Below are 24,403 nucleotides of genomic sequence, written 5' to 3'. Positions count from 1 at the left end.
AGGTTCCTGGCAATCAGCTGTGAGTCTCTGGTCAGCGGGGCCCGCGCTTGAAGCCCCACTTCTCGCCGGCCGTCTGCCGGACGGTGCCGTCGTTGACCGAGCTCGCGGTGGCCTTACCGTCCGCGACCACTGCGGTCACCTGGACGGTATTGCCGACCTTGACATCGTCGATCCCGTCCCGGGCGGCGTTCACGAGGGTGTCCTCGGTAAGGGAGTAGGTCCGGCTGTAACCGTCTTCGCTCTTCACCGTGATCGAGTCCTTGCTGACCGCGGTCACCTCACCACGCTGGGTCGCCACGGTCTGGTAGCCGCCGCCGTCCTTCGGCACCACGAACTCGCCGTGCAGCGCGCCGCCCATTCCGAACTCGCCGCGGTGGCCGAGGCCCTTGCCCGGGCCAGGCTGGTTCGACGGGGCCGAGGGGGAGGCGGAGGGCGAGGGGGACGGCGTCGGGTCGGCGTTGGTCGCTGCCCAGGCAACACCACCCGCGGTTGTGGTCGCCGCGACGGCGGCGACTGTGCCGGCGATCCGCCAGCGCTTGTCCGAGAGCTTCTGCAACGTCGCCATGCGTCTACTGCCTTCCGTACTGCGTGCCGGCCGAATCACCGGCACTGGTACTCCCCAGGCTGCCGCACGGACCTGAGACGAGGCTCCGGTGGACCTTGGAAAACCCTGGCAATCAGGACAGGAAGAGCACCGCGGCGAGCCAGACGGCGGCGGCGAGCGACGTACCGATGAGCTCGATCAGGATCGACAACCCGGTCGCCCGGAGCGCGTGCTTGGTCGACGTCCAGGCGTGCGCGTGCGCCTTCAACCGCTGCCACTCGGACAGATAGACGCCGAGGGGGAAGCCGACGAACATGCCGACCACGGGAATCACGAAGAAGCCGACGATGCCGAGCAGGACTCCGACGACCATCGATCGCCGGGGAACGCCGGACTCACGCAGGTGCCGCTCCGGTACGACGTACTTGACCACCTGGCTGGCCCCGATCAGGACGACCGCCGCGGACAGCACGATCCAGGCCGTCGGGCCCTTCTCCACCAGTGCCCAGACCAGGATCGCCGCCAGGCTGAGGATGGCGCCCGGCAGCACCGGGATCACGATCCCCAGAATGCCGACGAAGATCACCAGCCCGATCAAGAACGTGCCAAGAGTGTCCACGGGGGCAACTGTGCCGCAAAACCGGGCCCTTAGGGTGGAGGTATGTCCCAGCTGCACGAACTGGTCACCGCACTCGCTGCTCCGTGGGTGGTCCTCTCGCCGCGTTCCGGTCAGTTGACCGGGAGCAACGGCGTGGAGGGCGTGTACGCCCAGGACCGCCGGATCCTGTCCCGGTCGGTCGTCACGATCAACGGACGCGAGCCGCTCCCGGTGCACGCCGACGAACGAGGCGCGGCATCCCACCAGTACGTCGCCCAGGTCGAGGGCGTCGGCGACACCCGGCACGACCCGACCGTGATGCTGTACCGGACCCGCGACGTCGACCGCCACGGCATGACTGAGCGGATCACGCTGGTGAACCGGTCGCGCGCGGCGATCGAGTGCCGGCTTGATGTTGCCCTGGGCACCGATCTGGCCCCGATGGCCGCGGTCCGCAACGGTACGGCGGACGAGCTGCCCGACCTGACGCCCGAGCGCGACGCAGAGACCGTCCTGCACTGGGAGAGCGCGGGCACCCGGGTGAGCGCGAGCCTCGATCCCGGTGTCAGTGCGACGCCGCGGCTCGAACCGGGGGAGGAGTTCACCCTCACGGTTCGCGTGACCGCCGAGTTCCCGCCGTCGACCACCGGGTTCAGCATCGACCCGCCGCCGGCGACGCCGGAGTACGGGCTCGACGTCGACTGCGATGACAAGAGGGTCGAGCGCTGGGTTGAGCGGTCGCTCGAGGATGTGCGGGCGCTGCAGCTCGCAGCCGGCGACGACCGCTATCTCGGCGCCGGACCTCCGTGGTTCCTGACGCTCTTCGGCCGCGACTCGCTGATCGCGTCCGGCATGCTGATCCCGGTCGATCCCGAACTCGCCGCCGGAACGCTGCGTGCGCTTGCGGCCAAGCAGGGCACCAAGGTCGACCCGGACACGGCAGAGCAACCGGGCAAGATCCCGCACGAGCTCAGGGTCGAAGATGCCGACCACGGTGGCGGTCTGGTCCTGCCGCCTGTGTACTACGGAACGCACGACGCGACGCAGCTGTGGATCACGACGCTGCACAAGGCGTGGCGCTGGGGCATGCCCGCCGACGAGGTGCGGGAGCTGCTGCCGAACCTCGTCCGCGCCCTGACCTGGATCAAGGAGTACGCCGACCCCGACGGCGACGGCTTCCTCGAGTACATCGACGAGTCGGGACACGGACTGGCCAACCAGGGCTGGAAGGACTCCGGCGACGCGGTCCAGTGGCCGGACGGCACGCTCGCCACAGCACCAATAGCGCTGTGCGAGGTGCAGGGCTATGCCTACGCGGCGGCTGTCCAGGGCGCCGAATTGCTGGAGGCGCACGGTGAGTCCGGCGACGAGTGGCGGCTGTGGGCGACCGCGATGCAGGAGCGGTTCCGCAGCGCGTTCTGGGTCGACGGCTATCCGGCCATCGCACTCGACGGTGCCAAGAACGCAGTGGCGGGCCGGGCGTCGAACATGGGGCACTTGCTCGGGACCGGACTGCTGGACGCCGACGAGGAGCAGACCGTCGCGGAGATCCTGGCCGGCGACGATCTGGACAGTGGGTTCGGTCTGCGAACGTTGTCCACGGCAATGACCCGGTTCAATCCGCTCGGCTACCACACTGGCAGCGTCTGGCCGCACGACACCGCGATGACGGTCCAGGGCCTGTACGCCACCGGTCACGCGGCGCTGGCTTCGTCGTACGTGGACGGACTGATCCGTGCCGCGGAGGCCTTCGGGTACCGACTGCCGGAGCTGTTCGGCGGGCGGGGGAGAACCGCGGAGCGGACGCCGACGCCGTACCCGGCGTCCTGTCGGCCACAGGCCTGGGCGGCTGCCTCGGCGATCGCGGTGGTGGTGGCCGCGCTCGGGATCGAGCCCGACGTTCCCGGTGGCCGGCTGGTCGTGAACCCGGCCGAGGAGCTGCCGTGGGAGCGCCTGGAGGTCAGCGGTCTGCGGCTCGGCGGCGAGGTCCTGTCGGTGCGTCTGGAGGCCGGGAAGCTCACAGTGCTGGAAGCTCCGAAGGATCTCCAGCACTGATCAGACAGTGAGTACGGCGGCTGTCGCCAGGACGAGGTAGACGGCGGCGACGAGCCGGTTGCGCCAGGCGCTCGTCGTACGGGCTGAGCGGACCCGGCGGCCGATCGCGTCAGCGCCGACGGCGTAACACAGGTCCAGGGACAGACCGATCAGCATCGCGCCGGCGCCGAGCAGCAGCATCTCGGTGCGGAGCTGATCGGGTCCGGCGTCGCGCGTCGTGAACTGCGGGAGGAAGGCGAGGAAGAACAGCGCGGCCTTCGGATTCAGCAGGTTCACCACGATGCCGTCGCGGAAGATCCGGCCGAGCGGTGCGGGCGGAACACCGCCGTGCGGCTCCGTCGTCGGAGCCTTCAGCATCTTCACGCCGAGGAAGGCGAGGTAGAGCGCACCGGTCAGAGTGATCGCGGTGAACAGCGTCGGCGACGCCTTCACGAGGGTCGCCAGGCCGAGGGCCGCAACCACGATGTAGACCAGCGTGCCGGTCTCGATCGCGAGTGCGGACACCACGCCGGCCCGGCGGCCCTGGGTCAGGCTGCGGAGCGAGATGTAGAGGTTGTTCGGTCCTGGCATTCCGACCAGCACCACCGTCGCGCCGGCGAATCCCAGCAATTGACCGATCCCCATGATCCCTGCCTCCCACTCGAACTGGACTGCCTCCTGCGTCTAGCCTGGCGGCGCGGGAACCAGTCCACCCGAGCCAATAGGGGGAGAAGTGGACCGTTCTGGAGACCCGGCTGTCCTGGCCGACCTGATCGGCAGTCGCCTGACCGGTCAGGCAGGTGGCCTGTATCGGCGGCTGGCCGATGCCATCGCGGGGTTGATCGGTTCCACCGAGCTCCCGATCGGCGCGCGCCTCCCGGCCGAACGCCGGCTCGCCGAGGCTCTCGCGATCAGTCGCTCCACCGTCGTCGCGGCGTACGACGAACTGCGCGCGCGCGGGCTCGTGGAGAGCCGCCGGGGGAGCGGTACGACGGTCGCCCGGGCAGCGGGACGTGGTCGTTCACGAGCGGACAAGCGAATGCCGGCCGGGTACGGCGACTCGCTGTTCCACCGGATCGCGGTCGGTCCGGGCGAGGTCATCTCGCTCACGTACGCCGTCGACCCGGGACTGCCGGAACTCGCGGACGAACTGATCGACCTGGCGAGTGGGGACCTGCCCGCACTGCTCGACGACGTCGGGTACCACCCGCGGGGTCTGGCGGTGTTGCGTGAGCGGATCGCTGATCACTTTTCTGAGTCCGGACTGCCGACGTCGCCCGACGAGATCGTGGTCACCACCGGGGCGCATCAGGCGATCGCGCTGGTCACGCAGATGTACCTGCGGACCGGCGCGGCGGTCGTCATCGAGCAGCCCAGCTGGCCGGGGTGTTTCGATCTGTTCGGCGCGGCTGGTGGGCGGGTGGTCGGCGTACCCCTGGACGATGCCGGCATCCGGCCGGACCTGCTGACGGCCGCGTTCGCCGAGCATCAGCCGGCCATGTTGTTCGTGATGCCGACGTTCCACAATCCGACCGGTCGGCTGATGTCCGCGAACCGGCGTCGGCAGGTGGCCGAGATCGCCGCGAAGTGTGGCGTGGTGGTCGTGGAGGACAACGCGTACTCGGCGTGGGATCCGTCCGGGCCGGCGATTCCGTCGCCGCTGGCCGCGTATGCGCCGGACGGGTGTGAGGTGCTCACCATCGGGTCGGTGTCGAAGGCGGTGTGGGGCGGGTTGCGGATCGGCTGGATCCGCGCGTCGCGACCGCTGGCTGAGCGGCTGGCGCGGCACAAGGCGCTGGCGGATCTGGGGAGTCCCGTGATCGATCAGGCGCTCACGGCGCGGTTGCTGCCGCGGCTGGCGGAGGTGACGTCGGCGCGGGCGCGGGTCTCGACGGTGCGGAAGAAGCTGATGGGTCAGTTGTTGATCGAGCGTTTGCCCGAATGGGAATGGTCGGAGCCCGAAGGTGGGTCGGCGTTGTGGATCCGGCTGCCGGAGACGGATGCGCGGGTCTTTGCGCAGGTGGCGTTGCGGCATGGTGTCGAGGTGGTCGCCGGGCGTGCGATGGATCCGACCGGCGAGCACGACGATTACCTAAGGGTGCCGTTCGCTTACGCAGAGCCGATACTTGACGATGCAGTGTCCCGGTTGGCCGCCGCCTGGCACGAACTCCGCCGGCACGGCCCCGGCCCCGGCGTACCTGTCGTCTGAGGTCCGCCGCGAACACAGAAGGATGGCGGTCACCCCTCCGGGTGGACCGCCATCGAGTCCTGCAGGTCTTTGGCGCCGCCGTTGGCGCGTTTATGAGGCCGAGATCACCGTTCGTCTTCGGTGGCGATGGCCGGGGTGGCTTCGAGCCGACCGGTCTCGTCGTGGATGGTGATCGCGATGTTGCGCAGCTTCTCCGCGTGCTCCCGGCCGTGGTGGGCGCAGAAGAGGAGCTCCCCACCGCTGGTCAGGGTGACACGGACGTAGGCCTGCGCACCGCAGCGGTCACAACGATCCGCGGTCGACAGCGCCGAACTCGGGGCGAGTGCTGTAGTCACTTGAGGCCTCATCTCATCTAGTTCCGTACTCACCAGATAGGAACATCCTGACAGACGGATCGCTTCCCAGTAGGGGCAACGTGTCCGAATGTGAGACGAACCACCTGTTCCCTTATGACGCATCTTGACGAGGAATCGTTTCCGATGGCGTCGATTTCTCGCGTGGCGGCGGGTGCCGGGCGTGTCTTCTTTCACTGTGCGCCATGAGGTGCTCACAGTGCGCTGATGTTCGGAGTGTCGAATGCCACTCCCGGATCGAGTCCGGATCGATACCTGCCGAAACATCTTTCTCGCTGCCACGCCGCGGGTTCGGAGCGGACCAAGTGACGGATGTCCGGTACCCGGGCCGTAATCGCGGACAGCCCCGCCTGCCGGGTTTTGGGGGTCGGTCCGCATAGGCTGTGAACATGCGTTCGGACCGGCGGTCCGGCCCCGGGCGCGCAGTTGGCTTGTGAACCAGTGAAGGAGCCCAGTGGCCGCCCCGACGCCTCGCAGTACCGAACTCGACCCGACGTACAACGCCCGCAACCTGCTCGTCCTCGAGGGACTCGAGGCGGTCCGGAAGCGGCCCGGCATGTACATCGGGTCCACCGACAGCCGCGGCCTGATGCACTGCCTGTGGGAGATCATCGACAACTCCGTCGACGAGGCCCTGGCCGGCCACGGCGACCGCATCGACGTCGTCCTGCACAAGGACGGCTCGGTCGAGGTGAAGGATCGCGCCCGCGGCATCCCGGTCGACATCGAGCCGAAGACCAAGCTCAGCGGTGTCGAGGTGGTGTTCACCAAACTGCACGCCGGCGGCAAGTTCGGCGGCGGGTCGTACAACGCCTCCGGTGGTCTGCATGGTGTCGGCGCCTCGGTGGTGAACGCGCTGTCCGCGCGGCTGGACGTCGAGGTCGACCGTGGTGGCACGGTCTGGACCACCTCGTTCCGGCGCGGTGTCGCCGGTGAGTTCGACACCGAGGGCGCGAGCGCGGGCTTCACCCCGGCGAAGGGCCTGCGGAAGGCCGGCCGGGCGAAGAAGGGCGTCACCGGCACCCGGATCCGTTACTGGGCGGACCGGCAGATCTTCACCCGGGACGCCAGCTTCAACTACGACGAGCTGGTCACCCGGGCGCGGCAGACGTCGTTCCTGGTGCCGGGTCTGCTGCTGGTGATCCGGGACGAGCGTGGCGACGAGGTCACCGAGGAGCACTTCAAGCACGACGGCGGGATCAGCGAGTTCTGCGAGTTCCTGGCCACCGACCAGAAGGTGACCGAGGTCGTCCGGCTGACCGGGACCGGCCACTTCACCGAGACCGTCCCGATGCTGGACGACGCCGGCCACATGACGCCGACCGACGTCGAGCGGGACCTGGACGTCGACATCGCGGTCCGCTGGGGCGACGGGTACGAGACCGAGGTCCGCTCGTTCGTGAACATCGTGGCCACGCCCAAGGGCGGCACGCACGTGGCCGGCTTCGAGCGGGCACTGTCGAAGAGCTTCACCAACGCGCTGGACGGCACTCGCCTGCTCAAGAACGGCGAGGAGATCATCAAGGACGACGTACTCGAAGGTCTCACCTCGGTGGTCACGGTCCGGCTGGCCGAGCCGCAGTTCGACGGGCAGACCAAGGAGGTGCTCGGGACGCCGGCCGCGTCGCGGATCGTCGCGAAGGTCGTGCAGAGCGAGCTGGAGTCGTTCCTCACCTCGAACAAGCGCGAGCACAAGGCGCAGGCGCGCGCAGTGCTGGAGAAGGTTGTCGCCGCGTCCCGGACGCGCGTGGCGGCTCGTCAGCATCGTGAGCTGCAGCGGCGCAAGACCGCGCTGGAGTCGTCGGCGCTGCCGGCGAAGCTGGCCGACTGCCGCAGCAACGATGTCGACCGGTCCGAGCTGTTCATCGTCGAGGGTGATTCGGCCCTCGGTACGGCGAAGCTCGCGCGCAGCTCGGAGTTCCAGGCGCTGCTGCCGATCCGGGGCAAGATCCTGAACGTGCAGAAGGCGTCGGTCGGCGACATGCTGAAGAACACCGAGTGCGCCTCGATCATCCAGGTGGTCGGCGCCGGCTCGGGCCGCAGCTTCGACATCGAGCAGGTCCGCTACGGCAAGATCATCTTCATGGCGGACGCCGATTCCGACGGCGCCCACATCCGTTGCCTGCTGGCGACGCTGTTCTTCCGCTACATGCGACCGCTGGTCGACGCCGGCCGCGTCTACACCGCCGTACCGCCGCTGCACCGGTTCGAGCTGACGAACCCGAAGAAGGGCCAGGACAAGTTCCTGTACACCTACAGCGACGCGGAGTACCAGCGCAAGACGGCCGAACTGATGAAGAAGGGCGTCCGGTGGAAGGAGCCACCGCAGCGCTACAAGGGTCTCGGTGAGATGGACGCCGACCAGCTGGCCGAAACCACCATGGACCCGCGCCACCGCACCCTGCGCCGCATCACCGTCGACGACGGCGAAGCCGCCGCCCAGGTCTTCGACCTCCTGATGGGCAACGACGTGGCGCCCCGCAAGGAGTTCCTGGTCCAAGGCGCCTACGAATTGGACGAGAACCGCATCGACGTCTGATGGCTCGGCTGGCCTGCTTCGATCTCGACAACACGCTGATCGATCGGGATGGCGCGTTCCTGGCCTGGGCTCGGTGGTGGGTCGGCCGGGCCGGTCTCGATGGTGGCGCGGTCGAGTGGTTGGTTGCTCAGGACAACGGTGGGTTCACGCCGCGTGCAGAGTTGTTCGAGCGGTTCCAGGAACGCTTCGGTGTTGTGATCTCGGTCGACGAGTACGACCGGGAGCATCCGGCGTTCACGTGGGTCGAGCCGAGTGTGCTCGAGGGGTTGGGGTCGTTGCGCGCAGCGGGGTGGCGGGTGGTTGTGGTGACGAACGGTGGGGTGGTGCAGCAGAGTCGGAAGCTTGCGCACACCGGGATCGCTGATGTGGTCGACCATTGCTGCATTTCGGAAGCGGTGGGGGTGCGGAAGCCTGATGCGCGGATCTTCGAGGTGGCCGCCAAGGAGGTGGGGGCGTCATTGGACGACGGGTGGATGGTTGGTGATCATCCGGCGTACGACGTTGCGGGTGGTATCAACGCCGGGCTGCGCACGATCCGGGTTGGCAGCCATCACTCTGTCGACGTGCCGCAGGCGGATCATCAGGTCGAGTCTGTGGTTGAGGCGTTCGCGATCATCTTGGCGGCACGACCTGGCCTGGGCTGACGGGACTGCCGTCGACGGTGATCTCGGTGTGGTCTGGTGTGATCACGACGTCGATCGTGTGGTCGCGGTAGATGAGGCCGCGGAGTTCGATGGTGCCCGCGGCAACTGGGTTCGGGTTGATGTGGAGTGAGCCGTCGGGGTGCGGGCGGATGCCGGCGAGGCCGGTGATGATGGCTTCAGCGCCGGCCAGGCCGGCGATGATGTTGATGCGGCGGCCGGTGGCGGGCGCGCCGGGTTTGTCGCAGTAGTGGTCCTGGGGGAAGTACGGGTAGTGGTCGCCCATCCAGAGCAACCGGCGCAGGACATCCCAGGCGACCTCGGGCCGGCCCTGTTCCCACAGGGTGAGGGCGAGTTGCGGGCCTTCGCCGGTGTACGCGCCGGCGCCCGACCAGTCGATGTCGGCGGTCTCGTAGTGGCGTTCGTCCTCGGCGCTGACACTGCTGACGCCGTACTCACCGAGGAACGCACCGGGACGCAGATGCTTGACCAGCACATCGGCGACATCAGGCGGGCAGGCGCCGGACCGCAGTACGTCGAAGGCCTGGATCGAGTACGCGAGTTCGGTGTGACCGTCGGGGTAGCGGCTGCGAAACCACCCCGCCTCGCTGTCCCACAGTTGCCGGATCACCTCGCTCCGGATCTGTTGCGCGGACTCCCGCAACTCATCAGCCGGCAACGCGGCGCCTGTGATGTCGGAGAGTTCCGCCAGCGTTTCGAGCGCCCAAGCCCGCTCGGCGTTCGGACTGGCGACGACATGCTCCCAGCCCGATCCCCGCATCTCGAGCAGGTTGCTCTGGTTGCCGTAGTCCCGCAGTACGCCGGTCTGGTCGTCGGGCTGGAACCCCTTGTCGAGCGTGATCAGTACGTCGTACAGCCGGGCGACGAGGGCCGGGTCGAGAGACCGTTCCGCCGCGGCGGCGCGCGCCAGGGCAACGAGTGACCAGCCGCTGTACGCGTAGGCGACGCCGAGTCCGGTCCCGTCCGGAGCGATGGCGTAGCGATCGGTGAGGTCGGCGTCGAGCAACGACTCGATGATGTCGAGTACGTCGTCGCCGAGCATCAGGCTGAGGACGTTCGGGGCGTAGCCGCCGGTGTCCCACGCATAGGCACACAGCGCACCGCCGTCGAGTCCCGACGTCGCGATGAACGGCGTCGTGACGAAGTCCGGGTGATCCCACCAGCACACGAGACCGCTGGCCAGCGAACGCCGGTAGTACTGCGCGAGCCCGGGGATGTCCGAGGTGATCGTAGGGAGATGGCCGACCGCCTGTGCCACTCGGGACTCCCAAACGCGCACGGCATCGGTGGTCGGCGCATCAGTGGTCCCGACGCCGAGGTTGAACGTGACCGAACCATGAGGCTCGACGGTCGCGGTCAGGGCGTCATGGGTCAACGTGATGGCGTGGTCGGTGCCGGCTTCGGGAGGCACCCAGCCCCAGCCGGACAACGGAACCTGGCGGGCGCGGGTAGGCAACAGCTCCGGCTCGATCACAACCTCGTGGGTGTTGCCGCTGCGGTTGCTGATCGTGAGGACGAGCTCGTAGCCGGGGGAGCCGTGCCGCGGCGTGAGCGTGGATTCCACGGCCAGCGAGACGAGCTCCCCATCGGCGTAGTGGTGGTAGGTGCCGCGTCGGGTCAGGCGGTCAGGCCGCCAGGTGCCACCGGTGGGAAGGAGGCCGCGGTCGCCCGCGCCAGGCCGGGCGGCGTCGACGATCGATCGCCCGTCGACCTCGAACGAGACGGTCAGCCGGCTGTCCGGGGCGGCGTACGGGGGCGCGAACCATCCACCGACGCCACACACCGTGCCGGACAGTTGGGTGACCGTCCCGGTGCCGCTGCCGACCCAGATCTCGGCTGGGGGTACGGCGCGGCGCAGGTCGAAGGAGAAGTCGTCGAGCGAGTACGGCGGCATGGGCGGCCTTCCGGTGACACGGGTGAACGAGCTGGCAAGGGCGATCGGCGTACCGCGCAACGCTCCGCGGCCGAGCACGGGTGAGGGCCGTGCCGGACCGATCCCGGCAGGTGATCCCGGCCTGCGTAGGACCGGTCCAACACGGTGGCTCGATGGTGGCACGACAACCGGTGACAGGGCAATGCCTCGGGGCGGAAACCGATTGCGTACTGCCTGTTGACGTGGATCGGGCGCGCTGTTACGTTCCGGTGCACAGCCGTTGGACCAGTCCAACGGCCACGATCAAAGGAGGGACCGGATGGCGAAGCTGACGATTCGCGACATCGCCGCGCTGTCCGGCCTGTCCAAGTCCACCGTCTCGCTGGTGCTGAACAACAGCCCGAAAGTGGACCCGGCGACCCGGCGGCACGTGCTTGCGGTGATGCGCCGGAATCGCTACGTGCCGAGCTTCGCGGCGACCGCGCTGGCCAAGGGCAGCACACGACTGATCGGCATGGTCGTGCCCGGCCTGTCCTGGCACATGGTTGCCTCGATCAACCTCGGGGTCGCGGCCGTGACCGAGCAGCACGGGTTCGACATCATCCTGTACACGGCGACCAACGACCGCGACTACGGTTCGCTGATCGACCGGGTCCTGACCTCGAGCATGTCCTCGGGTCTGCTCGTGGTCAGCCACGAACAGCCGCTCGAGCCGCTCGTCCAGCTTCACCAGGAGGGCATGCCCGTCGTCCTGGTGAACACCATCGACGCCGACGTGGCCCTGCCGTCGGTCACCGCCGACAACTACGACGGTGCCCGGACGGCGATGGACCACCTGATGCAGTTGGGTCACGAGCGAATCGCTTGTGTGCAAGGCCTGATGCGCTACCGGTGCTGCCAGGACCGGTACCGCGCGTACCTGGACGCCCTGCGTGAGGCCGGCATCCAGCCCGATCCCGAGCTCACCAAGCCAGGTGACTTCGTGCCCGAGCAGATCCGTGCGCGGTCCCGCGAGCTGTTCGCGCTGCCCGCCGGCCAGCGCCCGACGGCGGTGTTCGCGCAGTCCGACGTGACGGCGTACGGCGTGATGACCGCGGCCGCCGAGGCGGGGCTGCGGGTGCCGGAGGACGTGTCGGTACTCGGGTTCGACGACATCGAGTCGGCGGCACAGATCCGGCCGCCACTGACCACCATCCAGCAGCCGTTCGTCGAGATGGGCAAGCGGGCCGCCGAGCTCCTGCTGTCCGAGATCGGTACGAACGACGACGACCCCGGCACCGAAGCGGAGCCGGTCGGCGAGAAGCCTACGGCCGACCTGCCCCGTCTCGTCATGCCGACCAGCCTGATCGTCCGGGCGAGCTGCGGGCCGGTGCCCGTCACCCGCAGCCGGCGCGGACGATCCCAGACCACCAAGGCCTGATCCTCCGGATCGAGGTCCCGCCCGACCGAGCAGACGACTGCTGGCGCTTGATCCGGCGCCGCCCACCCACAGAACCCGCGGCAGTAACCACACCGACCCCGGCCGACGGCCGGCGGGTCAGGCACTGCTGCGCGCCTTCTGGAAGGAACCCGGAGCATGAGGCCCTTTCCGCTCACCAGAGCCAGAGTGTTCAGAAAACTGACCATCGGCATGTCCAGAAAAGTGATCATCGGAGTGGTCCTGGCCGTCGTCGCGGCGGTGGCCGTCCAGCCGGTCGCGCAGGCCGACGCCACGCCGTTCGAGGTCCTGCCGACCGACCCGCTCGCGAACTTCAACGAGTTCAAGAGTCTCCCCACCGACGCCACCCAGCAGGTCCCGATCACCGGAAACCCCAACTTCAGCAAGGCCCTCGAGATCACCGTCCCGAACGGACCGCAGAGCCCGGGTCTCGACGGCGAGTACGAGATCACGCTCGGCGTCCCGACCGCCGCGACCGTGACCGTGGGCGACGCGATGGTCGCGACCCTGTGGGCACGCTCGATCGAGCCGACCCAGGGCGCCACGACCGGTAACGCGCACCTGGTGTTCGAGACCGACGGGTCGCCGTTCAAGAAGTCGCTGAACGCGGCGATGCTGTACGGCTCGGACTGGCAGAAATTCGAGTTCCCGTTCCGTGCGGCCGTCACCTACACAGCAGGTACCACCACCGCCGCGCACCTGAACCTCTGGCTCGGGTACGGCGCTCAGAAGTTCCAGATCGCCGGGGTCTCGGTCCAGGACTGGGGCCCGGGGACGCCGGACGGCTACCCGCAGGCGACCTACGAGGGCCGCGACGCGAACGCCGCCTGGCGCGCCGACGCGAATGCGCGGATCGACCAGTATCGCAAGGGAAACCTGGCCGTCTCGGTCGTCGATCCGGCCGGTCATCCGGTCAGCGGCGCGACGGTCTCGGCGGTGCAGCAGACGAGTGCCTTCAAGTTCGGTGCCGCGTCGGACGGCGCCCGGCTGATCGGCGATCCGTCCGGCGGGATCAGCGGGAACGACCTGCAGCAGTACCAGAGCAAGGCGTCGACGCTCTTCAACCAAGGGGCCCTGGGCAACAACCTGAAGTGGAACCACTGGGAGACCCCGACCGAACGGGAGACCGTCACCCTCCCCGCGCTGCAGTGGATGCGGGAGCACGGGATCCGGATCCGCGGTCACAACCTGGTCTGGCCGTCGTGGGGCGTGATGCCGCCGGACCTGGTCAACCTGCAGAACGATCCGGCCGCACTCCGGGCGCGGATCAACACCCACGTCACCGACGAAGCCTCGGCCCTGGCCGGGATCGTGGACGAGTGGGATGTGGTGAACGAGCCGTACTCGGAGCACAACGTGCAGGACATCCTCGGGCCGGACGAGATCGCGTCCTGGTTCCGGCTGGCCCACCAGGCCGATCCGAACGCCGAGCTCGCGCTGAACGACTACGGCATCGTCGAGAACAACGGCTGGGAGAAGCGGCACCGCGACCACGTCTACGACCTGGTCCAGTCGATGAAGTCTTCCGGTACGCCGATCGACCTGGTCGGCTTCGAGAGCCACTTCAACGGCATGCAGCTGACCTCGCCGGACGACCTGATGACGATAGTGGACCAGTTCGCCGGTCTCGGCGTGAAGGTCGCCATCACCGAGTTCGACGTGGACACCGACGACCTGCAACTGCAGGCGGACTACACCCGCGACTTCATGACCGCGATGTTCTCGAACCCGAACGTCAACCAGATCAGCAACTTCGGCATCTGGACGAAGAACATCTACAACCCGCGCGTCGCGCTCTACAACGACGACTGGTCACCCAAGCCCAACGGTCTGGTCTGGGAAGACCTGATCGAGCGTCAGTGGCACACCAGCGTGAACGGTCAGACCACCGCCGCCGGAACGTTCGGCACCCGCGGGTTCCTCGGTGACTACCTGGTGACGGTCACCGTGAACGGCATCGCCAAGCAGGTGAAGGTCGCGATGCCGACCACGGCAGGCGCCTCGGTGAAGGTCATCGCCGACGGGATCGCCACGACGGTCCGGACCGACACGCCGAACCCGATCGGCGACGGTGACTTCGAGACCGGCACCCGTGGCTGGACCTCGCTCGGCACGGGCCCGGGTACGGCGGCGAACGCACACAGCGGACACACCGCCCTGTCGCTCGAACCGGGATCGGGCGTGACGCAGAACGTCACCGGTCTCACTCCGGGCACGAGCTACCTGCTGTCCGGGTGGGGGAGGCTCAACGCCGGCGGCACTCAGTGCTACGTCGGTGTGCGCGGCGGGGCCAGCGCAGGTACGCCGACCTTCCAGTACGACCTGACGTACGCCGACGAACGCGCCTACACGCAGAAGCTCGCGGCCTTCACTCCGCCGACCGGGACGAAGTGGGTCCAGGTGTTCGCCTGGTCCAACCCCAACCCGACCTCGGCCCAGTGCACACTCGACGACCTCGCGATCACGCCGACGGACGGCACGCCGCCACCCGCTCAGGGTCCACCGGCCATCGCGCCGACTCTGCCGACTCCGTCGGTGCTGGGGAACGGGAGTCTGGAGTACCAGTCGGCCACGACGGGTTGGTACTGCCTCGGCAGTTGCACCCTCAAGAATGCGTCGACGACCCCGCACTCCGGTAGCGGCGACCTGTCGGTGACTGGTCGTGAAGCGGCCTGGGCCGGTCCGGCACAAGGCGTGCCGGTCACCAACGGTGGTCTCTACGACTCGTCGGCCTGGGTCCGGCTGGTCAGCGGATCCGACACCGCCATGGTCAGCCTGAAGCTGACCACGTCGACCGGATCGACGACCATCCGACTCGGCTCGGCGCCGGTCACCTCGACCGGGTGGACGCGGATCTCGGCTGCCAACACCAACGTCTCCTGGACCGGGACGCTGACCAAGGCCGAGTGGTGGATCAGTACGACGACAGGTGCCGGCAACCTGCTCGTCGACGACGCCTCCTTCGCGCCGATGGCCAAGACCGTGGCCAGCCCGCCCTCCGGCCCAGCGGAGACCGTGTTCAACCCGGTGCAGCCGACCGCTGCCTGCGTCGTACGCAACGTTGCCGACAGCACCTACACGGCGTACTTCGGCTACTCGAACGCCAACAACTACTACATCCCGGTTCCGGTCGGCAGCGACAACTCGTTCAGCCCCGGCCCGTCCGACCGTGGCCAGACCGTCTCGTTCCTGCCCTTCCAGCGGCCGCGTCGCGTCGCGGTCACCTGGGACGGCAGCCCGCTCACCTGGCGGCTCGGCCCCCTGACCCAGACCGCCTCGTCCACGTCTCCGGCGTGCGGCGCGGCTGCCAGCACTCATCGGAGGTAATGCAATGTCATCCCGCATCTCACGACGGACCCTGCTCCGGGGCGCAGCCGCTGTGGCCGGCGCCGGCGCGGCCGGCGCACTGGCCGGCTGCTCGTCGGACGACAACAGCAGCGGCACCGGTTCGAGGGCCCAGGCCACGATCACCTACTGGGACTGGTATGCCAGCCAGGCCGGGTGGGTGGACAACGAGATCAAGCTGTTCCAGCAGGCGCATCCGGGGATCGCGGTCAAGAAGACCACGCAGGTCAGCGACAAGTACGCCGACCTGGTCTCGCTGGCCTACCGCAGCAACAACCCGCCGGACATCCTGATGGTGCCGAAGAGCCCGCAGCTCAGCCAGCAGGTGACGCAGGACTGGCTGCTGCCGGTGGACAAGTGGGCGACGAAGGACTGGCAGTCCCGGTTCCCGCAGAGCAGCTTCGTCGAGGGCGTCGACATGTTCGACGGCAAGATCTACACCGCGCCGTTCGCGGCACCGGCGCCGTCCCTGCAGCTGTACATCCACCACAAGGTGTTCAAGGACGCCGGACTGACCGAGTCCGACGGCAGTGTGAAGCTGCCCAAGACCTGGGACGACGTGACGCACGCGGCCGAGGCGATCGCGTCGAAGAGCGGCGGCAAGGTCGCGCCGTTCGGGTTCGGCAACTCGACGAACACGACCCTGGCCTGGTGGCTCGATCTGTTCGTCCGCGGCGCCGGCTCGCCGGGCGGTGCCGCCGTCGGCGGGATCGACGGGATGGACTACCGGCTCGGCCAGTGGACGTTCGGCACCGACCGGAACTACGCCGACGTGATCAACCTGCTGCTGGAGTGGAAGAACAAGAACTGGTTCTACCCGAACTCGATGAGCATCTCGGACGAGCAGGCCCGGGCGTTCTTCGAACGCGGCCGGTTCGGGATGACGATCGGCGGAGTCTGGAACCAGCCGGAGTGGACCGAGCACAAGTTCACCGACTACAGCCTGGTCACCCTGCCCGCGCCGGACGGTGACCCGAAGGCACTGTTCTACGGCCCGCCCGGCGGCAAGTTCGTCGCCGTGTCGTCGAAGTCCAAGCACGCCGACGAAGCGTGGGCGTGGTTCGACTGGCTGTACAGCAAGGACGCCGGCAAGCGCTGGGTCGAGCAGGGCCAGGGGCTGTCGGTCTATGCCGACAACAACGACCCGAAGGGCGTTACCTTCGCACCCTTCGCGCAGTACGTCGCCATGTCCGGGACCGCCGTGGTCGGGCCGCAGCCGACGGTCCGCAACCCGCTGCTGACCAAGCTCGAGCTGCCCGCGGTGAAGCCGGACATCAACGACGTCCTGTCGGGCATCTGGACTGGGCAGCTGAAGGACGTCCAGGGCACGCTGACGTCGCTGACGGACAAGATGAACCAGGCGTTGTCCGACGGAGTGAAGAAGGTCGGCACCGGTGCGAGCCTGAAGGACTTCGCCTTCCCGGACTGGGACCTGACCAAGCCGTACACCACCAAACCGGGCGCCTGATGGTTGTCACCGTCAGCGTCCGCGAGGACGTCGCCACGGCCGAGCCGCCCCGCTCGGCCGGACGGCGGCGGGCGCGACGCCGGACGTACCTGTGGTCGTACGTCTACCTGGCCCCGATGATGGTGTTGCTGCTCGGCTTCGTGGTGTACCCGATCGTGGCGTCGCTCGGGTACACGTTCTACAAGTGGGACGGGATCGGTGACCCGTCCGACTTCGTCGGGCTGGACAACTTCCGGCAGATCGTGCACGACAACATCTTCTGGCGCTCACTCGGCCACACCTTCGTGTACGCCGGCTTCGTCGTACCGATCCAGCTGGTCCTGGCCCTGGCGCTCGCGCTGGTGCTGAACAACAAGCGGCTGCGGTTCGCGTCGTTCTACCGCACGTTGTTCTTCCTGCCGGTGGTGACGTCGGCGGCGGTGATCGGTGTTGTCATCCAGTTGCTGGTGTCGAACTTCGGCGACTCGATCAACGACCTGCTGCTGAAGCTGCACGTGATCGACCAGCACGTCGACTGGCTGGGGGACCCGCACTTCGCGCTGGCGATCATCATCCTGGTCGGGATCTGGCACACGTTCGGCTACAACCTCGTGTACTTCCTGGCCGGGCTGCAGACGATCCCGGACGAGCTGTACGAGGCGGCCCGGCTGGACGGCGCCGGGCCGCTGGCGACGTTCCGGTACATCACGATCCCGATGCTGCGAGCAGTCGGCGTGGTGATCGTGATCCTGGCGGTCATCGGGACTTTCCAGATCTTCGACCTCGTCCAGGTGCTGACCAGTGGTGGGCCGTACTTCTCCACCGAGGTCGTGAACACCTACATCTACCACCTGGCCTTCGGTGGCAGTAATGCGAACGCGGTGCAGCCCGACATCGGTCTGGCCTCCGCCGCATCGTTCATCTACGGCGTTCTGCTGATCGTGTTCTCGGTCGTACAAGTCCTTGTACTGCGATCACTGGCGAAGCGTCGGGCAACGGGAGGAAAGTCATGACGCGCCGCCGGGTGGTCACGGTGATGACCCATGTCGCCTTGCTGGTCAGCGGTCTGGCCTGGCTGTACCCGTTGTTCTGGGCGCTGGGCAGTTCACTCAAGGGCGACGACGACTTCTTCAGCGAGGGCCTCAACCCGATGCCCTCGCACTTCCTCTGGGCGAACTACCTCGACGCGTGGCGCGAGGCGTCGTTCGGCAGGTACTTCCTGAACACTTTGGTGATCACCCTCGGGACGGTGGTGGTCACTTTAGTAGTCACTTCCACCGCAGGGTACGTACTTGCCCGTACACGCTTCCCGGGGCGCGGCTTCTGCCTGGGGCTGGTGTCGGCGACGCTGTTCCTGCCGCACGGCTACACGATCATTCCGGTGTTCGACCTGATGCAGCGGCTGCATCTGCTGAACAGCCTGTGGTCGGTGATCATCGTGCAGGCGTCCGGCGGCGTGGTCTTCGGCACGTTCCTGTTCATGGGCTACTTCATGGCCATCGACCGTGAGCTGGAAGACGCGGCCCAGGTCGACGGCGCGAACTTCCACCAGACGTTCGCCCGGATCATGCTGCCGCTGTCCGGACCGATGCTGGCCACGGTCGGGTTGTTCACCGCGATCAGCGCCTGGAACAGCTTCTTCATCCCGCTGGTCTTCACCCTCGGGCGGCCGGAACTGCGGACGCTGGCGATCGGCATGTACGCGTTCATCGGCGAGAACTCGACCGAGTGGACGTTGCTGTGCGCCGGCACGGTGATCACGCTGGCGCCGATCATCCTGCTCTTCCTGCTCCTGCAACGCTTCTTCGTCAACGGCCTGGCCGGCGCGGTCAAGCAATAGGAGGACTCTGTATGCCCACCCCCGTACGGACCGCGATCGTCGGCACCGGCAACCGTGCCCAGCTGTTCACCGAAGGGCTGGCCAAACGCGACGGGTACGACGTCGTGGCGCTGTGCGACCCGAACTCGGTGCGGATGGCGTTCCACAACCGGATGCTGCTGGCCGCCGGTCGCCGGCCGGCCCATCAGTGGCCGCCGGCCCGGTTCGACGAGATGATCCGGGTCGAACGGATCGGGCTGCTGGTGGTCACCACCGTCGATGCCACTCACAACCGCTACATCGAGGCCGCGCTGCGTGCCGGCGTCCGGGTGATCAGCGAGAAGCCGATGACCACCGACGCGACGAAGGCTCAGAGCATCTTGGACACGGTCCGCGAGACCGGCGGCGAGCTGGCGATCGCGTACAACTACCGCTTCAATCCCGTCCACCGGAAGGTCCGTGAGCTGCTGGCCGGCGGAGCGATCGGCGACATCCACTCGGTGCACTTCGAATGGCTGCTCGACGTCTCACACGGCGCGGACTACTTCCGTCGCTGGCATCGCGACAAGGCGAACTCCGGTGGCCTGATGGTGCACAAGGCCAGCCATCACTTCGACCTGATCAACTGGTGGCTCGGCGCGGAGCCCCGGATCGTCTACGGCCAAGGCCAGTTGGCGTTCTACGGGCCGGACCACAAGCACGGGTACGCGCGGGAGTATGCGCGAGCTCATGGTTCGGAGGCATCGCTCGATGATCCGTTCGCCTTGCATCTGGCGGACAACGCGACGCTGAAGGAGCTCTACCTGGACGCCGAGGTCGAGGACGGGTACTACCGGGACCGGAACGTCTTCGCGCCTGGCGTCACGATCGAGGACGACATGGCGTTGCTGGTCTCTTACGACAGCGGTGCGTCGATGAGCTACCACCTGACCGCGTACTCGCCGGCCGAGGGCTATCGGGTGATGTTCAACGGATCGGGTGGCCGACTCGAATTGAATGTCGAAGAATCGACATGGACGATGCCGCACCTGCGCGTCGCGTCGGCTAAGGGAGCGATTCACGGCGATCTCGCCGCACCGACGGCGGGCCGGACGAGCATCACCCTGCGGCCGCTGTGGTCACCGCCCGAAGACCACACGGTCGACCACGATCACGCCGGCCATGGCGGAGCCGATGCCCGCGTCCTCGCGGCATTGCTGGACGACGACCCGACGCACGCAGCGGATGTTGCCGACGCCCGTCAGGCGGCGCTGGCCTTGGTCACCGGCCTGGCCGCGAACCGGTCATTCGAGACCGGCCAGCCGGTGCGGACCAGCGACGTACTCGATCTCTAGGGGCAGGTCTGCTGGTAGGGGCGGTCGGGGAAGATCTGGTTCCATTCGGCAGCCGTCAAGTTGCGCCCGGCCATCTTGCACGCCTGGGCGAGGGTGTGGGCGCTACGGATGTTCCATTGATAGACCTTGCCGTCGTACGACGGGATGATGATGACCTCGCCACCTCGGGCGAAGCGAGGGGTGACGGGGATCGGATCGGCTTCGGTACTGGTGGCTACCGTGAGCAGCTTGTCGAGCGTACGGGCGTCCCAGACGGTGACGGTACCGTCCGCCGCGCCGGAGACGAGGCGCGTTCCGTCCGTAGAGAAGCGGACGGAGACCCCTTCCGCCTTGCGGCCGCTGGGTGGCGGGAACTCGAGCGCACCCGAGGCGGTGTCGATGGTGAACACGCCGGCGGTCCCCGCGCCCGCGATCAGGCGGCCGTCGGGCGAGTAGGCGGCCGAGTTGGCCCAGGTCGGCAGCTTTCCTGTCCGGATGACCTCACCGGTGGCCGACTGGACGATCGCCCACGACATCGTCGCGCCCCGCAGGCCCTCCTCGAAGAGCACGGCGGTCGTTCCGTCCGGGGACGACGCGGTGCAGCAGTCCGCGACGAAGCCGAATGCCACGCGGCTCGGCCTGAGGTCGGCGTCGAAGTAGTGGCTGCCATCATGACTGCCCGCGACGATGCGGTTCCCGTGATCGATGAAGGCGACCGACAGCGCGCTCAGGCTGTGCGTCGTCAGGATCTTGCCGGACTCGGCATCAATGGTTGCGATCACTTCGAACCCGTGGACGACGAGGCGGCGGCCGTTCGGGTGCCAGGATGCCGGTGGATGGGCCTGTTGCTGGACTTCGAACCCGAGCCGGGTCGGTCGAGTCATCCGTCCGGTGGTCGAGTCGGCGATGCTCAGCCACGACGTGCCGGCTTCGTTCCACAGGTACGCCGTCCGCCTGCCGTCGTCAGAGGCAAGAACGTGGGTGTAGCGGCGGGGTGGCGCGCCCTGGATCCAGGGCAGGTATCGCTGCTGTCCACCGAGATCGTAGGCACGCAGCATGCCTGCGTCGCCGGCCGTGTACAGCGTCCGCCCATCCGGACTGAGCGCGACTCCCCACGAGACCTCCGCAGTACGCAGGCGTTGCGTCGCCTGTCCCGTGTCCAGGTCCCAGATGACGACCTCGCCCCCGTAGTGAGCGGTGGCCAACAGCTTGCCGTCGGCCGAGAAGGCAGCGTCGCGCGGTGGGTCCTGAGCAGTCGGCAACACCCAAACGGTCTTCCCGGTGCGTGCATCGACGACCGTTGTCGTAGTCCGCTCGGTGCGGACGGGGCCGGGATGCAGATAGGCGAGCAGCTCACCGTTCCGGGAGGTTTCCACGATGGGCAGACCGATGCTTGGGGTGACCACAGGATCGCCCTTGAGATCGGGTCGCTGCCACCTCTCCCGGCCGGTGGCGACGTCGGACGCAATGAGCGGCCAGGACCGGTAAACCGTCCGGCCGTCGGGGCTGAGGGCTGCGCGCTGCGGCCCAATGCTGAGATCGACCCTCCGCGGCAGTCGATCGAGCGCTCCGACGTCCCAGACGAGCGCGAACGCCGAGTCGCTGTTCGGATCGCGTGCTCCGGCCACCAGATAGCGGCCGTCTGCGCTGAAGGCGAGGTTGTTCAGCTGAGGTCTTCCAGAGCCTGGAAAGACGGGCTGTGGATCTACCGGCTCGAGTGTGTCGGCCCTCAGCATCCGTATCGGCCAGGCCGGGTCGACCGGGTTGTTGTAGGTGTCCACCGCGATCGCCGCGATCAGGCTGCCGTCGGGGCTGAACACCGGGCGGGTGAAGACGACCGCGTCGTCGGCGACCGGAGACAAGGTGTGCGCCTCGAGCACTCGTCCCGATGCGGCGTCGTACAGCTGGAAGGTGGCACGGTTGTCGCCGGAGACGATCCTGGTGCCATCCGGTGAGACATCGACGTTCTCGGTCCGGCCCAGGGGTGCGGAGATCGATCGGATCAGAGACGGATGTCTGTTGATCGCGGCCACCAGATTCGTCCGGGTGTCCGGGGAGTCGTCGAAGCGGACGCCTTGGGCGGCCAGCAGGAGGGACGGGCTGATGTCCTCGGTCACCAGCGCGCGAGCACCCACCTGTCGGGCCAGTTCGCGGTCGGCGGCGACTTCGGCGCGTCCTGCCTGGCGTACGGCGACGAAGCCGGCGATGAGAGCGCCGACCAGGAGAACGGCCGCGGTGGCGAGGGCGGCGCGGAGGCGACGGTTGGCCCTCGACTGGAGCCGGGCTTTGGTCTCGGCCGCACGGAGTTCGGTCTCGGAAAGTCGTTTGCTCGTGGCAAGGAAGTCTTCTTCGGTCGCGGTCAGCGCGGGCGTCGTCCGCTCACGCCAGTCCAGTGCCTTGGCCAGACGCACGCCACGATAGAGCTCACTGCCGGGCCGGTCGAGGTTGTTCCAGGAGTCGGCGGCGACCGCGAGATGATGCAGGATGCGCTGGCCTTCCAGGTCGTCCTCGATCCAGCCGCGGAGCCGGGGCCAGGCCCGGACCAGAGACTCGTGGGCGATCTCGACGACTCCGGCGTCGCTGGTGAGCAGCCGCGAAGCCACCAGCAGATCGATCATCTGGTCGTCCTCGGGACGTGTCACGACCAGGCGACGCGGCAAGCGGCTGCGGGTCGGTTCGCCCTCCGGTCCCGGCGCGACCAGGCGCAGCAACAGGCCGTGCAGGACCGTGCGCTGCTCCGGTGACAGCCGCTCGTGGACCGCTTCGGCGGATTGCGCGTCCGCGACCTCGTTGACGAGCAGGTCGACCAGGCCTGGTTCGACGACCAGCGATGCCAGCCGGGCGGGTTCCTCGATCGCCGCCCGCAGGTTGTCCGGTGTCATCGCCGACAGCAGGTAGAGGCCGCGCTCGACCAGCCGCGCGAACGACGGAGACTCCGAGACGTCGGCCAGCCGGTCAGCACGGATCGAGATGATCAGCAACGCCTCATGCGCTGCCAGAGCGGTCAGGAAGGCAACCCGCTCGGTCCTGTCCTGGCACAGTGAGAACACTTCCTCGAACTGGTCGACGAGGAGCACCGGTGCCGTCGTACCGGACATGGCCGCTGCGAGCATTGCGACCGGATGCGGCCCCGGTGTCATCACCACGACCTGCCGGCCGTCCCGGCGCAACGTGGCGGCGACGCCGGCCCGGATCAGTGAGGACTTGCCGCAGCCGGAGGGGCCGGCGACTGCCAGTACCGATTCGTCGGCGAGTCGGCGCAGGCAGGCCGCGATGTCGGCGTCACGGCCGAAGAAGGAGTCGGCGTCGTCGACGTCGTACGGCTTGAGGCCCGGATACGGGCATTCCGGGCTGGGCTCCTGCAGGGCGCTTGCCGCGACCAGCGACGGGTCCTGGCGCAGGATCGCCTGCTCCAGGGCGTCGACTTCCGCGTTGGGATCGAGGCCGAGATCGCGGTTCAAGACGTTCTTCAGTCGATGGATCGTCCGCAGCGCGTCGCCTTGCCGGCCGGACCGGTACTGCGCCGTGGCGAGCAGGACCCAGCGTCGTTCGCGCAATGGCGCCTCAGTGACCAGTGCCTGTGCCTTGGCGAGGACCTGGTCGTGCTGTCCGGATCGCAGGGCCGACTCGACGTACAACTCGTCGGCCGTGTGCCGCAACTCGATCAGTCGGGAGGCCTCGATGCGGGCGGTGTCCCAGCCGTCCAGCTCCGTGAGCGGTCGGCCACGCCACAACGCCAGAGCGTCGGCGAGGACCATGGCCGATCGCTCGGGTTCGTCCGACGCGAGCAACGCCCGCGCCCGGACCACGGCACGATCGAAGCGCTGAGCGTCGATCTCGTCGAGCGGTACGGCGAGCCGGTACCCGAGCGGCTGCGTCTCGATCGCGTGCGTGCCGAGGACCTTGCGAAGCCGGACCACGCACCCCTGGACGACTTTCTGCCATGACGGCGGCGGCCGCTCGCGCCACAACACGTCGGCCAGCTGCTCTGCGCTGACGACCTCCCCGGGGTGGACGGCCAGCGCTGCGACCACGATCCGATCACGTCGCCCGAGAACCTTCTGCGCGCCCTCGACCGTGAGCGGACCGAGTACGTCGATACCCACCTCTCGACTGTCATGCCCGCCCGGAGCGCCGTCAATGGCGGCGTCACCGCCGTGATACCGCCCTGCGGCGTCGCGATACCGCTGTGGGCGACAACGGAGTACCAGACGTACGGCGTACCCGGA

16 protein-coding genes are annotated in these 24,403 nt (G+C 68.0%); 10 read left to right on the top strand and 6 right to left on the bottom strand.

Annotation, left to right across the window (positions count from 1 at the left end; genetic code table 11):
- Window positions 1-31 precede the first annotated feature (31 nt).
- On the bottom strand, window positions 32-565 hold the full coding sequence (locus OG817_RS15685; RefSeq protein ID WP_406055346.1) for a hypothetical protein: 534 nt from the start codon (window positions 563-565) through the stop codon (window positions 32-34).
- A gap of 112 nt (window positions 566-677) precedes the next feature.
- A complete protein-coding gene (locus tag OG817_RS15680) occupies window positions 678-1,163 on the bottom strand; it encodes a DUF456 domain-containing protein (RefSeq protein WP_406055344.1) in 486 nt (161 codons plus the stop codon).
- Window positions 1,164-1,205: 42 nt separating this feature from the next.
- Between OG817_RS15680 and OG817_RS15675 the strand changes: the two genes are divergently transcribed.
- Window positions 1,206-3,197: a glycogen debranching N-terminal domain-containing protein gene (locus OG817_RS15675; protein ID WP_406055342.1), complete on the top strand. Its 1,992-nt coding sequence runs from the start codon at window positions 1,206-1,208 to the stop codon at window positions 3,195-3,197.
- On the opposite strand, the gene OG817_RS15670 is transcribed toward OG817_RS15675, so the two are convergent.
- Window positions 3,198-3,821: a LysE family translocator gene (locus OG817_RS15670; RefSeq protein ID WP_406055340.1), complete on the bottom strand. Its 624-nt coding sequence runs from the start codon at window positions 3,819-3,821 to the stop codon at window positions 3,198-3,200.
- 88 nt (window positions 3,822-3,909) lie between these two features.
- Here OG817_RS15670 and OG817_RS15665 point away from each other — a divergent pair, with 88 nt between their 5' ends.
- Window positions 3,910-5,385 (top strand): PLP-dependent aminotransferase family protein, encoded by a 1,476-nt coding sequence (locus tag OG817_RS15665; RefSeq protein ID WP_406055338.1) that lies wholly within the window; start codon window positions 3,910-3,912, stop codon window positions 5,383-5,385.
- A gap of 104 nt (window positions 5,386-5,489) precedes the next feature.
- On the opposite strand, the gene OG817_RS15660 is transcribed toward OG817_RS15665, so the two are convergent.
- Entirely contained in the window at window positions 5,490-5,732 is a 243-nt protein-coding gene (locus tag OG817_RS15660) for a hypothetical protein (protein ID WP_360448960.1), read from the bottom strand.
- Between the two features lie 460 nt (window positions 5,733-6,192).
- Between OG817_RS15660 and OG817_RS15655 the strand changes: the two genes are divergently transcribed.
- Entirely contained in the window at window positions 6,193-8,277 is a 2,085-nt protein-coding gene (locus tag OG817_RS15655) for a type IIA DNA topoisomerase subunit B (RefSeq protein ID WP_396390368.1), read from the top strand.
- A complete protein-coding gene (locus OG817_RS15650; RefSeq protein WP_406055335.1) occupies window positions 8,277-8,921 on the top strand; it encodes an HAD family hydrolase in 645 nt (214 codons plus the stop codon). Before OG817_RS15655 ends, OG817_RS15650 begins: the two co-directional genes overlap by 1 nt.
- Here OG817_RS15650 and OG817_RS15645 read toward each other — a convergent pair.
- Window positions 8,890-10,911 (bottom strand): MGH1-like glycoside hydrolase domain-containing protein, encoded by a 2,022-nt coding sequence (locus OG817_RS15645; RefSeq protein ID WP_406055333.1) that lies wholly within the window; start codon window positions 10,909-10,911, stop codon window positions 8,890-8,892. The two genes, OG817_RS15650 and OG817_RS15645, sit on opposite strands and share 32 nt — an antisense overlap.
- A gap of 220 nt (window positions 10,912-11,131) precedes the next feature.
- Between OG817_RS15645 and OG817_RS15640 the strand changes: the two genes are divergently transcribed.
- The 6 genes from OG817_RS15640 to OG817_RS15615 all read left to right on the top strand — a co-directional run bounded on the left by OG817_RS15640 (window position 11,132) and on the right by OG817_RS15615 (window position 20,195).
- Window positions 11,132-12,232, top strand: a complete 1,101-nt coding sequence (locus OG817_RS15640) for a LacI family DNA-binding transcriptional regulator (RefSeq protein ID WP_360448950.1) — start codon at window positions 11,132-11,134, stop codon at window positions 12,230-12,232.
- Between the two features lie 210 nt (window positions 12,233-12,442).
- Entirely contained in the window at window positions 12,443-15,577 is a 3,135-nt protein-coding gene (locus OG817_RS15635; protein WP_406055331.1) for an endo-1,4-beta-xylanase, read from the top strand.
- A 4-nt stretch (window positions 15,578-15,581) separates the two neighbouring features.
- On the top strand, window positions 15,582-17,063 hold the full coding sequence (locus OG817_RS15630) for an extracellular solute-binding protein (RefSeq protein ID WP_406055329.1): 1,482 nt from the start codon (window positions 15,582-15,584) through the stop codon (window positions 17,061-17,063).
- Window positions 17,063-18,055: a carbohydrate ABC transporter permease gene (locus tag OG817_RS15625; RefSeq protein ID WP_406055327.1), complete on the top strand. Its 993-nt coding sequence runs from the start codon at window positions 17,063-17,065 to the stop codon at window positions 18,053-18,055. Before OG817_RS15630 ends, OG817_RS15625 begins: the two co-directional genes overlap by 1 nt.
- Window positions 18,052-18,882 carry a carbohydrate ABC transporter permease gene (locus tag OG817_RS15620; RefSeq protein ID WP_131357761.1) on the top strand — a complete coding sequence of 277 codons (831 nt, stop codon included), beginning with the start codon at window positions 18,052-18,054 and terminating at the stop codon, window positions 18,880-18,882. The genes OG817_RS15625 and OG817_RS15620 overlap by 4 nt, the downstream gene beginning before the upstream one ends.
- 11 nt (window positions 18,883-18,893) lie before the next feature.
- A complete protein-coding gene (locus OG817_RS15615) occupies window positions 18,894-20,195 on the top strand; it encodes a Gfo/Idh/MocA family oxidoreductase (RefSeq protein ID WP_406055324.1) in 1,302 nt (433 codons plus the stop codon).
- Here OG817_RS15615 and OG817_RS15610 read toward each other — a convergent pair.
- The gene (locus OG817_RS15610) at window positions 20,192-24,280 is read right to left on the bottom strand and encodes a BTAD domain-containing putative transcriptional regulator (protein WP_406055322.1); all 4,089 of its coding nucleotides are present in this window, start codon (window positions 24,278-24,280) and stop codon (window positions 20,192-20,194) included. The genes OG817_RS15615 and OG817_RS15610 overlap by 4 nt on opposite strands.
- Window positions 24,281-24,403: the final 123 nt, after the last annotated feature.

It is taken from the genome of Kribbella sp. NBC_00889 (assembly GCF_045207705.1).
GTDB lineage: Bacteria > Actinomycetota > Actinomycetes > Propionibacteriales > Kribbellaceae > Kribbella.
The sequence above is the reverse complement of the archived record's forward strand: the minus strand, read 5'-3'. Positions and strand labels throughout refer to the sequence as shown.

Excerpts from the sequence above, each read along its gene's own strand:
- OG817_RS15615 (WP_406055324.1), top strand. The coding sequence starts at position 18,894 with ATGCCCACCCCCGTACGGACCGCGATCGTCGGCACCGGCAACCGTGCC.
- OG817_RS15685 (WP_406055346.1), bottom strand. The coding sequence starts at position 565 with ATGGCGACGTTGCAGAAGCTCTCGGACAAGCGCTGGCGGATCGCCGGC.
- OG817_RS15635 (WP_406055331.1), top strand. The coding sequence starts at position 12,443 with ATGTCCAGAAAAGTGATCATCGGAGTGGTCCTGGCCGTCGTCGCGGCG.
- OG817_RS15670 (WP_406055340.1), bottom strand. The coding sequence starts at position 3,821 with ATGGGGATCGGTCAATTGCTGGGATTCGCCGGCGCGACGGTGGTGCTG.
- OG817_RS15620 (WP_131357761.1), top strand. The coding sequence starts at position 18,052 with ATGACGCGCCGCCGGGTGGTCACGGTGATGACCCATGTCGCCTTGCTG.
- OG817_RS15675 (WP_406055342.1), top strand. The coding sequence starts at position 1,206 with ATGTCCCAGCTGCACGAACTGGTCACCGCACTCGCTGCTCCGTGGGTG.
- OG817_RS15630 (WP_406055329.1), top strand. The coding sequence starts at position 15,582 with ATGTCATCCCGCATCTCACGACGGACCCTGCTCCGGGGCGCAGCCGCT.
- OG817_RS15640 (WP_360448950.1), top strand. The coding sequence starts at position 11,132 with ATGGCGAAGCTGACGATTCGCGACATCGCCGCGCTGTCCGGCCTGTCC.
- OG817_RS15625 (WP_406055327.1), top strand. The coding sequence starts at position 17,063 with ATGGTTGTCACCGTCAGCGTCCGCGAGGACGTCGCCACGGCCGAGCCG.
- OG817_RS15660 (WP_360448960.1), bottom strand. The coding sequence starts at position 5,732 with ATGAGGCCTCAAGTGACTACAGCACTCGCCCCGAGTTCGGCGCTGTCG.
- OG817_RS15650 (WP_406055335.1), top strand. The coding sequence starts at position 8,277 with ATGGCTCGGCTGGCCTGCTTCGATCTCGACAACACGCTGATCGATCGG.